This is a genomic window from Stygiolobus sp. CP859M (genome assembly GCF_037389975.1).
GTDB lineage: Archaea > Thermoproteota > Thermoprotei_A > Sulfolobales > Sulfolobaceae > Stygiolobus.
Genome location: NZ_JBBHKS010000005.1, coordinates 71,584 through 83,907 on the forward strand (window position 1 = coordinate 71,584; position 12,324 = coordinate 83,907).

Below are 12,324 nucleotides of genomic sequence, written 5' to 3' on the forward strand. Positions count from 1 at the left end.
TTTACTTTTTTCTCGCTACAAGTAAAGCTATAACTATTGCGGTAATTACTACTATAATTATTTCGACGGGGTACATAGGCGGTATAGAAAGTTGCTTTGAAGAATTCGCAGATTTGGTGGGTATGATAGTTGATGTGCTGGGTGTCGTACTATCTGTGACCGTCTGGGAATAAGTTGTCGAAGACGTCGTGGACTGATGAGAGGTGGTTGTGGGGATACTAGTTGTCGTATTTGATGGAATTACAGTAGTAGTGGTAATTGAAGTAGATACTTCCTTATAAACTAGGATGTAGATTATGATGCTCTCATTTATAGATCCTAGAGAATTTTGAGCCTCCACTGTAATATAAGCAGTTTCATTCTTAGTGAAGTTAAGGTAATAAATGTTATCCGTTGTAGAGCCTAAAAGCGTACCATTCACGAAAACCGAATACGTTGATGGAACGCTCTCCGACCAATATAATGTCACTATAGTGTATCCGTTGTAATGCTCTTGATTTGAATGAATTGAGAAAGGCTGAGGTATTCCTCCAATATATACCAAGGTCGGGCTTGATGTTAACTGATAAGTAGGTGGGAATATCGAGGCTAAGTAACCGTCGACCTTTACCGTAAAAAGGTATATAGTGGTGTTTCCTACTAATGCTTCACCTACATTGAGAGAAATACTGGGGGCTGTAGTGGAACCGCTATTGAAATAGACTGTGGACCAGTCGGATAGTTTAAAGACATAGTTATAATAAGTATACTGAGTCTGACTATTTCTATACACTGAGCTAACTGCGACCAAACCATTATGATAACTCACTGTTGCAGTACCGGGTACTTGCTTTACATTATAAATACTGTCGTTTAATACGTTATATTCAGCTATGTAAGAATAACTATTAGAGGAGAAGTCAATTAAGAATGTGTGGTTGTTAACTCTTTGGAAGGAAGTTGGCTCTATATCTTTGTAATTAGGAACGTGAGTTAAAGCCTTAGTAGATAAGTTATATATAAAGAGTTGTTCAGGAGGTAATGATACTGAGGATATCGAACCACTACTTAGTTGTAGGAGGGATAACTTACTAGTTGAATTAGCAATAGCTATTATGTCACTGGAGAGAACACATATTAAGATTACATTATTCACTGGGATAGTGTTATTGTAAATTATTTGATGTGAGGGTGAAATCACGATCAAGTAAGGCGTTGAGGAGGAAATGTTAGGGTACCATATAGCGTATATATACCCTTTGTACAACGAGAAAGCTTCGGTGAAACCGTAATCTATGACCAGATCAAGATTTCCCCAAATCCCGTTGCTGTAATCCACTGAGGCTAAATACGCGTATTTAATATCTGGTGATGATGGGTTAATTGAGGTTATATTAGGAGCGTAAATAAAGTAGACGGTGTCATTTAAAACGTACGGTTTGGATACAACCATTCCTTCAGGAGGGGAATATGAAGGGATACCGTAACCACTCAGGTAGGTTGAGATAGAGCTAATAGAATACGAACCTGACAAACTAGCACTCCCGCTTACTTCTATAACTAAGTAAAATATACTATTTCCGCTAACGCTTTGTTGAGACGCGTCTATAAAATCGGCAGTTAATGCAGCTGATATCTGAGCTTCTGATTTAATACTCATAGATATTAAGAGCAGTACCAGCAAAAAGACAGTAGAAAACACTATTCTAGCATTACACAAATGGGTTCCCATTAAATTCTCTAAACCGTTTTTATGTAAAAAGCTTTATTGAATAATCTGGCTGAAAAATTTTTAAGATTAGCCGTATTAAGGAAGTAGGATGTTGAAGATAATTTACTTATATCCCGTAATTGTGTGAAAATTATATAATTAAAAACCTAGAATTTTAGATATCTATCAAATAATTGCTTTAACAATTCCTAAATCTTTTATGATAATTTCACTTATATCGTAGTGTTCGTTAATTGTTTACCAGCTTAGGTTATGTTTGTTTCATGAATTCTACATATTGATCATTAAGTTTAAGAAAATTTTCTCTGTTAATATATGTATACCATGAAATTTATAATTTCATACTCATATGCCAGTAATTAAATGAAAGTGAAAATTACATATGATACCGGTAAGGAAGAGGAAATAGAGTTAAGTAAAATTTAGGTAATAAAAAATGAAAATAATAATAAAAATTATGCTCATTACAAATTTGTGAGAACAGAAGAACCAATTACAATAATTCACGTTTATGTTCCTACAGATGAGAGACCTACAGTGAAGCCGATCAACGTAGAAGATGAGATCAAAAGTAAGGTCGTAACTATCACTAGGTATAAAAACGTAGCTGATGAGCTCATATCTAAGGCTAAAATTGCTCCTTTGCAGTCATCCAGAAGTCAATGCGTCTTCTGCGGTGACACGGCTACTAATCAATATAACAATAAACCAGTATTCTCTTCATGTTTTTCTTATTTAGTTAAGTACGGTGAAAATAGTACGGAATTTAGAAATTATCTAAATAGGAAATTAATGGGCAAACTAATATGAAGTTTCTAAAAGTATGAAGACTATACTTCATTTTAAGTGAATTGAGTAGAACGTTTTTGAATATATCTGTCAAAATCTGGAAAAATTTTAAAATGTAGAGTTTATAAGGATTAAATGTTTATCCTAAAATCTTAATATTCATCGTCTATTACAACTCTGAAAAAGAAGGAAGCTTATTGTATGAACATGTTAAAGCCTTAAAAAATCTCGATTACCCTGACTACGAAGTCATAATGGTAGATAATGCCTCATCTGATAACACTTTCAAAATATTGTCGAACTTAATTAGCAGTGACAGTAGGTTCAAGCTGATAAGGTCTGAAAAAATACCTATTTCAACGGTGGAAATAATTTAGCATTTAGACACGCTTCTAAGGAGTCAAAATATTTCATAACTGTTAATCCAGATGCTGTTCCCGACAAAATTTTCTTAAAGTCAAGTAATTTATTTGTATAGTTTTTCCAATAATAGAAAGTAAACAATATAACAATATTTATACCCCACATAAGAGAGGATAAGTCAATAAACAATCTTGTAAACATCATCAATACATTAACTATAAACAAGAAGTTATTTATCAATAGCAGATACACCAACAATTTTCTTGTAAATTCCTCTTTGTAGTAAACCGAATTAATTAAAGTAAGACTATCCAAGAAGTTAATTAAAGTCAACATGAATTCTTTACCTTTATCATCATAAGTATCTCCTAATACTATTTTTCTCCATAATTCCATTGATTCGTTAGAGACATAACCTATATATTCAGAAAGTTTAACTATTTATCTTAGATAAGATAATTTATAGTTTATATATACAGAATTTATTGTATCTTTATTATTACTGTAATATCTATAACTATATAAGGTTGTAATGAAAGATATGGGAAAAAGGCATTAACATTCCTACTAAAATCAATGTACTAAACATATTGACTCTCAATATAACACTCTTGACCTTAAATAATAAATATTTTATCTTATTAATTACTTCAAAGTTATTATCGTAATATCCTTTTATTGTTCAAATATGCATGTAAAGAAGTAAATTTTAGGAAAAAACCAATTCATATGTAAAGTCTTTTTGCATAATCTTTTAATTCAAAAATTAAATTAATTAACTATGATAACTTCAGCAAGTATAAGTGGAATACTCAACAGAAGGTTCGTCAATGAGGACGTGGCAAATCTTATAAATGCCGGGCTTGTAGATAAAGACTTAGTTAACTTGCTTTTAAACTTTCTAGCAACAAAAACACGATTTCAGGATCTATTGATCTTTAATAATATAAAAGGGAACAATGTTTCATTATTAAATCGAGGTAAAATCAGCTTTTTTCCGTATCTTTCAAACCTCCGATAAGCGACGAGATTATAGCAGAAATTTATAAAGAATTTAAAGATAAATACTTGAAGTTATTTGAGAAGGAAACAATTGGCTATGAGTTCTCTTTTAAGGCAGTTGAGGGGAAAAATAAAGCTTCTGGAACCTCCCCAAGAAGTCAAAACCGACATATTAAGCTCTCCTAAATTAATGGGAGTCAGACTGATTGACAGTAGATCCGATATCTCTAGCGAGAGCATAAATTATAAGGAAATCGTTATTGAACCTTTAATAGGAGAAAACAAGGTATTAATTAGTTTAACTTATAGAGATAAAACGCTTGATGAGAACATTATTAGATGGTTAGTTGTAAGCTCGATGGAGTTAACGTGCTTTGTGGGCTACTTCAGAATTATACTTAAATTTATAGATAATTATACGAGTATTACCCATGGGAAAGAGTAAGTACAAGAGGGATTGGCAAAAGTACGACGGGAACGTCATAACGAGATATACCCTAATGTTCCGTTTGCCCCTACACTTTCATTTCAATCATTTTATGTTCATTCATGGTCGAGTGTAGGGACTTAGCCCTCAACCATCCACTTACTGTAGGTGGGTCTTGGGACTCCTTCGAGCCCAACGGCGGGGCTCACATCTCTGCAATCACTCCCACACTTTTGGACATAGTCCGCATCGGTGTGAGAGATCATCATTTATTAACAGGGGTTTGTTATAAACAAATATAAAAAGATCTCTGTTAACGTGAAAAAGGATTCAGCCCTTCTACGTCTTCGAACACTGGTTTACTTGAAGAGGAGAATTGGTATTCTTGTACTTTACCTCTATGTCCTTTAGGAAGAGGTAGAGTGTTGTCATTTCCTTTAAGGGGTTGTAATCGTATTCCTTAGCCTTATCAACCATGTTTTCTAATTTTTCTCGTCGTAAAATTCTGTTTTCTTTCCCCTAAACTTCTTTTCCCTCGATAACGCGTTTGGACTAACTTGTATTATTTTTATCCCTATTCTCCTTGAAGTGAAGGTCTTATTGGGTATACTCCAGTAGGCTCTAGGACTATTCTGCAGGGTTTCATCTTGAGGATTTCTTCATAACCCTCCTTTTTGTTCTCGTATTTTCTCACCCTCCCCCTAATGATCTTTTGATACATCTATCCCTATTACCCCTACTTATTTATCACACCTATATGCGTGAATTTTATCACAATGTTCAGTTCGATGGTAGGGATTTGTCACGCCACTACCCGAAGATTTCACTTCAATTTCCCTCTCGATCATGTTTCCCCAGCCGAGGAGAGTATCACTCTCCTCGATTAATAAAACCTATATAGGTGTTTCCCTTGACCAGCCCCTATGGGTAACTGAGTATGATCCCTTAAGACGGGTGCTCGTGGCGGAATTAGAAGTAATTAAAAGTAAGGAAAAGTTACGTCACGGGTAAACACAATCCGATCTAGGAATTATATACGTATCTATAAAAGTTTTGAAAGTAGAAGTGATAACAGTCTATTTAACCTTTTCCTTCATAAATTCCAACAACTTCTAACGCGAATTCAAATATTATTCCCCTTATCTTTTTATAAAAAAGAATCTTTCCAATAATTCACTGTAAACTCAAATTATGATGAAAATTAATAAAAATTAACCAATAAACAAATAATTAAACTATTATTAAAACTATTACTTAATTAGAACTAGTATTTAAACATTTAGGTAAATTTAAATAGAAGATTAGATTTATAATAGTTTAAACATGAATACAAACTCTCAGTACTTATTTACATTATATCATAAATCATGCTTTCTGGAGAATTAAACATGTAAAAAAAAGTTAAATAATCATTTCGATTAATGAATTAAATTACTTTTATCAAAATAAAATTTTACTCTTAGTATCTAAATAAAAGGAAGCATTTAAATGGTATGAATTCGTAATTATAATTGGTGAATCAAGTGACTCTTGAAATATTCGACCGTATTCTTGCAGCGTATACAATGGGAACACACGTATTGTTTACATATTGGGCTATAACGCTACCAATATTCATAGTGGCAGCTGAGTATTTAGCTTATAGAAAGAACGACCCATATTACATGGCAATAGCTAAAAGATGGTCAGTTGTTATGGCTGTATTGTTTGCCGTTGGTTCTGCAGCTGGTGCGGCTATCGCTATTGAGTTCATAACCGTATGGTACAAGTGGATGTATGTAGTAAACCAGGTTGATATCTTAGCCTTTGATATTGAGGTTTTAGCATTCTTTACTGAAGTAATATTCTTAGCACTTTACATGTACGGCTGGGATAGGCTGAGTAGAGGAGCGCACATGATTATAGGACTATTAATTTCATTAGGTTCTGTAGCATCTGCGATTTTAATAATATTGGTTAACTCTTGGATGAACACTCCTACTGGATTTAACGTTGCACAATACGCACAGAGTGGGCAAATAACCGATGTGGATCCATTAGGCGCACTTGCACCACCGGCAGCAATTGCTGAAGTACCTATGGGTGTCGCGGGTGCTTGGTTTGTAGGATTTGGTAGTATATTAGGTTATTTCGCTTATAGAATGTTAACTAACAAGAATATGGATCATGAGGAGAAGGAGTATTACACTAGAGGGTTTAAGCTTTCCGCTTACTTATGGGCTGGTGATGCTATATTCTTAGCATGGGCTGGTGATAATGCTGGAAAGACTTTATACTGGGCCCAACCTCTTAAACTAGCAACTTTGGAGGGTTTGAGGACTACTCAATCCAACGCTCCATTAGGTTTCCTCGGCATTAAAATACCCGGTTTATTGAGTTTGTTAGTCTCATGGCCACCTAATCCTAACACTGTAGTCTTAGGGTACTCGAGTTTCGTGAGTCAAGACTGGGATCCAGTATTGTGGATCTCCCATCCCGCATATGATATCCACGCTACTTTAGGAATAATTGGTGCATTAGTAGCCTGGGTATTAGCTTACTCGGTATGGAGAAGGCCAAAGTGGTTAAGCTTCTTAGGTTTAGATAATCCTACAGAGAATATTATACCCTTAGGTGCCGCATTCTTATTTGGTTGGTTACAACTAATAGCATGGGAAGCTGGCTGGGTAGCTGCTGAAACTGGAAGACAGCCATGGGTTGTGTGGGGACCAATGGTACAAACTGCCTCTGGATTATATGCTATTCAAGCCGGTCTGGCTACTGCAGATGCATTTAATAACAGTCCAGAGATCTTGCCAATAGGAATAACTATAATGGTCGTTCTAGCTACTGCTGTAGCTGGAACCGTATACATGTTGAAGAAGTTATTCTCGACGAGAAGAATTGCTGATGATATTTCCGCCTCTCTATCAGTCTCAAGCGGCTATGCCGCAGGAGTAATGGCTACTCAAACTTCTAAGGACTCGAGTATAGGAAATGATAAGATAATTGACAAAGGGAAGTAATTTTTTTTTTAAATTTTATTCATGGGGGTTGGGTTAAATGAATGAATATACATTATTCTTCTTCGTACCCCTTGCGTGGTTTGTAACAATATTTATGATTGAGGCCGGTTCAATCGTAATGATTCCTATATGTAGAATAGAGAGTTATAAGCAGAGAATGATTGCAGTATTAGGAGCTCTATGGGCTATTATTGCAACTTCTTTAGTATATTTAGTAGTGTCGTTAGACACGATTTTTGCCCCAATAATGTTTGTAACGGGTGAGGTTTTAGTAGCACCATTACTCGTCCTAATTATATTTCTTGGCTTACATCACTTCTTAATAGGTAGTGCTGAAGGGGCTGGAAGCTTAGGTTTACATATGGATGAAGAGAAGTTTCTAACATTAGTAATGCCTATAGCTCTGATAGTTGCCTTTTTGGGTAACACATTGTTCACTTCAGTATTTAGCGGTTACGGTTTCCAATTCACTTTAAAAAGCCTACTAGAATTGCAAGTAACTCCTAACTACGTGCAAATGTTATTCAATCCGTTTAATATAGTGTTCTTCTTGGGAGTTGTATTTTATGTAGTATACTTCACAGTAGCATTCTATGGTGTTAAGGAGAGGTGGTATTTAGGCGTTGCTGGACTAACGCTTGCGCATATAATATTCTTAGCTAGTACTGCAATATGGTTACCAGTAGTATTTCAGAGTGCTGTAGGTAATCCGGGCTATTGGATATTCGTAATACTAACTTATGTATTATTATACTTATCAACATTTAAGAACATACCATGGAGACAGACATGGGTATTCCTGCTGACTTATATAGGTGCATTAATGTTTGGAGTGTTTACTCAAGGTAGGATATTGCAAGATGCTGTACCCGCCGGTACTGTACCGGCAATTCAAGGAAGCCTAGCTGGAGTTCCAGCATCTTTACTATTAACTAATCCTACTACTTTGGCCGCTGGTGCTGTAGTATTGGGAATGGGTGGAATATTAACTATAGGTGGTGTTACTGCAGTTTCATACAAAATCTTGTACAGGCAAGCGCTAGAGAAAGTTGCCAGAAAGGTAAAGGCATAATTTTTTTCCTTTTTATTAAAATTTAATTTATATTTATTTACAGTTTAAATCTCATCAGAAAATTTTTTAAGGTATAATTTCAATTTTCGTATATGAACGGGGTTCAATTCGAGGCTATTATATGGTCTTTAATAACGTTCATATTAAGCTTGGGTTTAACGTTCCTAGTATGGAGCAAATATGACAGAAGTAAAAGTAAGATGTGGCTCTTTTGGTTCTTAGGTTTCGTGCTCTTTTCGGTAGGAACTCTATGTCAAGTGCTTTTCGCATTTGGAATAAGTAATTACCCGTTAAGTGCAATATATGTGTTTGCAGTCGCTGAATTAGTACTAATTCTATCCTTAGGGTCTATACAACAGATACCCCAAAAGTTTGTGAAATTATATTACGTATATAGTGTTGTAGCGAGTATCATTATAGTAATTGCAATCCTAGCTCAGAGCTTTAATGTAGTAGAGGATTACTTACCAATGAACTACCCACCATTAGTGGTAAGTGCTTCTTCAGTAGCCACAATCCCCGGTACTGGAGTTATTTTGTTCTTAGCAGCTAGGGCTATACTGTTTAAGGCCAATCCTTTAAAAATGGGCATGGTGATTTTAGGAATAGTAATCCTAGCCTTCGGCGGTATGTTAGCGGCTAGCGGATTTTATATAGCATTGTATATTTCGGAGATCATGGGCATGAGTTTATTTCTATACGGAATTTACTAGTAAAGAATTCGTAAAGGTTACTGACTCTGAGAGATGTTACTAACTTATCCACTATTATCCAATGATGATGCATCACGGACATAACTGGTGGTAAAAGTTTAAATTTACTAAAAAATAATTATTATTTATGAGAGTAGGGGTTAAAGGTAATCGTTTTTTATGGTTGTTAGGTGGGGCTTTAGCTGGTGTAGGTTATATTATTGGGGTCTTTTATTTATTAATTGCTAGAAAAGGATCAGAAAGGTGGTTAGGGTTACTTTATTTTGTAGGGCCAATAGGTTCGTTAATGATGTACTTTTTATTAAGGAATGACAAGCAGAACTCCTATCTTAAAGATATGGCATTATATTTACTTTATGGATTTATAATATGGATTGTTATCGCAATACCTCTAGGGTTAAATCCGTTCTATCAGATCTTTGGCTATGTACACGGTTGGCTCAGCGATTAACAGCACTTAAGACAGCTTTACTCGCTCTCTATACAATAGATGATAGTAAAGATTAATTATAGCCAATTATTAGTACCACGATCCAACAACGGCTTACGCCAGTCCAAGAGATAATAATTGCGATAGATCATGGTGCGTTAACAAGTAAGCAATAGGATTTTTTGAGATGGCAGTGATAAGCACAAGAATATTGGATGAAGTTCTACCAGATTAACGGGTGGGATACGATTTCCTTAGGGTAATAAGTAGTTTCAGTAATGCCTAGTATGTGTTTCCCGCCTCCGAATTAGAGGTAAAAGTAGGAAGCTAGAACATATAATAACTCCAGTGTGTAATAGTTGATGATTAAAATGCTTACGCAACAAAATGCTTTGTGGGCTACTTCAGAATTATACTTAAATTTATAGATAATTATACGAGTATTACCCATGGGAAAGAGTAAGTACAAGAGGGATTGGCAAAAGTACGACGGGAACGTCATAACGAGATATACCCTAATGTTCCGTTTGCCCCTACACTTTCATTTCAATCATTTTATGTTCATTCATGGTCGAGTGTAGGGACTTAGCCCTCAACCATCCACTTACTGTAGGTGGGTCTTGGGACTCCTTCGAGCCCAACGGCGGGGCTCACATCTCTGCAATCACTCCCACACTTTTGGACATAGTCCGCATCGGTGTGAGAGATCATCATTTATTAACAGGGGTTTGTTATAAACAAATATAAAAAGATCTCTGTTAACGTGAAAAAGGATTCAGCCCTTCTACGTCTTCGAACACTGGTTTACTTGAAGAGGAGAATAGATATGCAAAGAAAACCTACAAGGCACCAAAGGAGTTCAACGAATTCCTAGCATTCCTCCACTTGTTCTTACCTTATAGGGCTATTGAAGGAGTATTGAGAGCACTAGAGAGACTGAAAATCATCCCAACAAGCCTAGACTACTCAACAATATGGGAAAGAGTAAGAAACATGAACATAAAATTCCCAGAAGCAAACGACGAGCTGGAAGTAATAGCAGACGCAACGGGAATAAGCACAAACAAGGGAGGACAATACATCATAGCAAAATGGGGTAAAACTAGGGACTCAAAATTCCTCAAGATCGAAATAGCAATGGATAAGGACCAATACAACATAATAAACGCCGAAGTAACCACCAACGAGGTTGAGACAGCAGTCAAGACAGTTAAGGATTTACAAGACAAGGGAAAGAAAGTCAAGAAATTTTATGGAAAGCTTATGATGCTAATGAGGTTTACAAGACCGGGGTTGAGGTTGTTGTCCCACCTAACGCTTCTACTAAGCGTGGCCATCCTACTAGGAGAAAGACTGTAAAAGAGTTCAAGAGGTTATAATCGTTGGAGGGAGGAGAAGGGTTACGGTGTTAGGTGGAGGATTGAGTCCTTATCTCTGCTGTACTTTTGGGGAATCTGTTAGGGCTACAAGTTTTTTAGGACAAGTGGTTGAGGCTAAGCTCAAGTTCTGGGCTTATGCATGGATGCTCCACTTGGCTAATTCTTTAATTGGTAGAGCTCCGGGTATTAGGGTGTGAGCTTGCGAATAACGTTAAATATTAATTACTGAAAAATTCTCAATGTATTATATCATGCTTATGAAATAAATTGAAGATATCAACAAAGCAGAGTTAACGAAAAAGCTTATAACTTAACTAATAATGTTTTTTAACTCAGACTATACAGTAACTATCTTCCATACTCTATCATTTATTATTCTTTTTAAGGTCCTGATAACCATATAAAGATGACTATAATTTCTATATTGAAGACTACTTTTGAATACTTTGTCCTCATCTAACAGATGTCGATCTATAAAACTTTTCAATATTATCAGTTCTGGTAAAGCCCATTAATCCTTTAATCTCCAATACAAGTAATGCTATTCCTTGAAAAGGCCTTCCCTTAGTCAAGGCTATTACCGCGTCTATGAACAAACATAATCCAAGGCTTTTATATTATAAAAATAGAGATTTGTCTCTGAGACTGTAGAGAAATGGATCGGGCCAATATCTGACTCCTTCCCGCCATGGAAGGGCTAACGTTCTCTTTCAAGGGGTTCATCATTCCCACCATTGATTCGGGTGTACATCTGAGGGGCAGTCGGTTGGATCAGAGATCCACTCCCATTTGAGGAGGGAACTTTCAATGCCGAGCTCTAGTTTGTTAGGAGAGAAGAGGGATTCTAGATGCTCCTAACTCACATTAAGCCCTCAAGCGAGCTAAGGAGAGCGTTATTAGCACCACTAAGAGATATCTCAACAAAGAAATGTTTAAACACAAGGCTATCCATCCCCTTGGCGAGGCTTTCGCCTCCTTAACCCCCTAATTTTGTAAACACCTTAGAGTAAATAAGTGTTTCCAAGTTTTTTCATATTTTAGTGATAGAAAAATAGCATTGGAGAAATGTGAAAGGGTGGATTTGGCTTACAAAATTTGTAAGGCAACGAAACGGTGTTTTTATGCCTCATTAACTTCTTGGAGTATTTTATGTCTGGGTATTCCCTCGAGTATAGTTTTCCCATAAGTAGTGGTATCACGATACTCTCTACTCGTTATAAACTTCTTAAATGCATCGATTGAATCCCATTCACTGTAAATTAGATACTCTTGCGGGTCGTCGATCCTCTTGTAAAGTTTTGCATCTCTGAAACCAGGGAACTTCTTTAAAAACTCCAAGACTGTATTAAACGTTTTCTCGAACTCCTCTTCATGTCCTTTCTTTACCCTATAATAAAGACCTACGTTTATCATACTTAATCATAAATAAAGGC

Annotated in this window: 11 protein-coding genes and 2 pseudogenes; 8 read left to right on the top strand and 5 right to left on the bottom strand. The window is 35.8% G+C overall.

The window, feature by feature from the left end:
* Position 1 precedes the first annotated feature (1 nt).
* Positions 2–1,711 (bottom strand): hypothetical protein, encoded by a 1,710-nt coding sequence (locus tag WIW72_RS01020; RefSeq protein WP_337702922.1) that lies wholly within the window; start codon positions 1,709–1,711, stop codon positions 2–4.
* A 474-nt stretch (positions 1,712–2,185) separates the two neighbouring features.
* Between WIW72_RS01020 and WIW72_RS01025 the strand changes: the two genes are divergently transcribed.
* Positions 2,186–2,521, top strand: a complete 336-nt coding sequence (locus WIW72_RS01025) for a hypothetical protein (RefSeq protein ID WP_337702920.1) — start codon at positions 2,186–2,188, stop codon at positions 2,519–2,521.
* A 140-nt stretch (positions 2,522–2,661) separates the two neighbouring features.
* Complete coding sequence (locus WIW72_RS13210; protein ID WP_443294737.1) at positions 2,662–2,877, top strand: glycosyltransferase; 216 nt, start codon at positions 2,662–2,664, stop codon at positions 2,875–2,877.
* Here WIW72_RS13210 and WIW72_RS01030 read toward each other — a convergent pair.
* Positions 2,852–3,259: a hypothetical protein gene (locus WIW72_RS01030; protein ID WP_337702918.1), complete on the bottom strand. Its 408-nt coding sequence runs from the start codon at positions 3,257–3,259 to the stop codon at positions 2,852–2,854. The two genes, WIW72_RS13210 and WIW72_RS01030, sit on opposite strands and share 26 nt — an antisense overlap.
* A 682-nt stretch (positions 3,260–3,941) precedes the next feature.
* On the opposite strand from WIW72_RS01030, the gene WIW72_RS01035 reads away from it, so the two are divergent.
* On the top strand, positions 3,942–4,310 hold the full coding sequence (locus WIW72_RS01035) for a hypothetical protein (RefSeq protein WP_337702916.1): 369 nt from the start codon (positions 3,942–3,944) through the stop codon (positions 4,308–4,310).
* A gap of 363 nt (positions 4,311–4,673) precedes the next feature.
* On the opposite strand, the pseudogene WIW72_RS01040 reads toward WIW72_RS01035, so the two are convergent.
* Positions 4,674–5,140, bottom strand: a pseudogene (locus tag WIW72_RS01040) (IS110 family transposase); the annotation flags it as partial.
* 666 nt (positions 5,141–5,806) lie between these two features.
* Here WIW72_RS01040 and WIW72_RS01045 point away from each other — a divergent pair.
* The 5 genes and pseudogenes from WIW72_RS01045 to WIW72_RS01065 form a co-directional block, all read left to right on the top strand.
* Positions 5,807–7,297 (top strand): cytochrome ubiquinol oxidase subunit I, encoded by a 1,491-nt coding sequence (locus WIW72_RS01045; protein WP_337702914.1) that lies wholly within the window; start codon positions 5,807–5,809, stop codon positions 7,295–7,297.
* A 37-nt stretch (positions 7,298–7,334) separates the two neighbouring features.
* Positions 7,335–8,369 (top strand): hypothetical protein, encoded by a 1,035-nt coding sequence (locus WIW72_RS01050; RefSeq protein ID WP_337702912.1) that lies wholly within the window; start codon positions 7,335–7,337, stop codon positions 8,367–8,369.
* Positions 8,370–8,461: 92 nt separating this feature from the next.
* A complete protein-coding gene (locus tag WIW72_RS01055) occupies positions 8,462–9,082 on the top strand; it encodes a hypothetical protein (RefSeq protein ID WP_337702910.1) in 621 nt (206 codons plus the stop codon).
* Positions 9,083–9,209: 127 nt separating this feature from the next.
* Positions 9,210–9,533, top strand: coding sequence for a hypothetical protein (locus tag WIW72_RS01060; protein WP_337702909.1), 324 nt, complete (start codon positions 9,210–9,212; stop codon positions 9,531–9,533).
* A 746-nt stretch (positions 9,534–10,279) separates the two neighbouring features.
* Positions 10,280–11,088: pseudogene (locus WIW72_RS01065) on the top strand (transposase); the annotation flags it as partial.
* Between the two features lie 255 nt (positions 11,089–11,343).
* On the opposite strand, the gene WIW72_RS01070 reads toward WIW72_RS01065, so the two are convergent.
* Positions 11,344–11,487, bottom strand: coding sequence for a hypothetical protein (locus WIW72_RS01070; protein ID WP_337702908.1), 144 nt, complete (start codon positions 11,485–11,487; stop codon positions 11,344–11,346).
* A gap of 523 nt (positions 11,488–12,010) precedes the next feature.
* Positions 12,011–12,304, bottom strand: coding sequence for an antibiotic biosynthesis monooxygenase family protein (locus WIW72_RS01075; protein WP_337720587.1), 294 nt, complete (start codon positions 12,302–12,304; stop codon positions 12,011–12,013).
* Positions 12,305–12,324: the final 20 nt, after the last annotated feature.

Bases quoted from the DNA above. Each gene is read 5' to 3' on its own strand.
- WIW72_RS01020 (WP_337702922.1), bottom strand. From the start codon at position 1,711: ATGGGAACCCATTTGTGTAATGCTAGAATAGTGTTTTCTACTGTCTTT.
- WIW72_RS01030 (WP_337702918.1), bottom strand. From the start codon at position 3,259: ATGGAATTATGGAGAAAAATAGTATTAGGAGATACTTATGATGATAAA.
- WIW72_RS01050 (WP_337702912.1), top strand. From the start codon at position 7,335: ATGAATGAATATACATTATTCTTCTTCGTACCCCTTGCGTGGTTTGTA.
- WIW72_RS01055 (WP_337702910.1), top strand. From the start codon at position 8,462: ATGAACGGGGTTCAATTCGAGGCTATTATATGGTCTTTAATAACGTTC.
- WIW72_RS01060 (WP_337702909.1), top strand. From the start codon at position 9,210: ATGAGAGTAGGGGTTAAAGGTAATCGTTTTTTATGGTTGTTAGGTGGG.
- WIW72_RS01075 (WP_337720587.1), bottom strand. From the start codon at position 12,304: ATGATAAACGTAGGTCTTTATTATAGGGTAAAGAAAGGACATGAAGAG.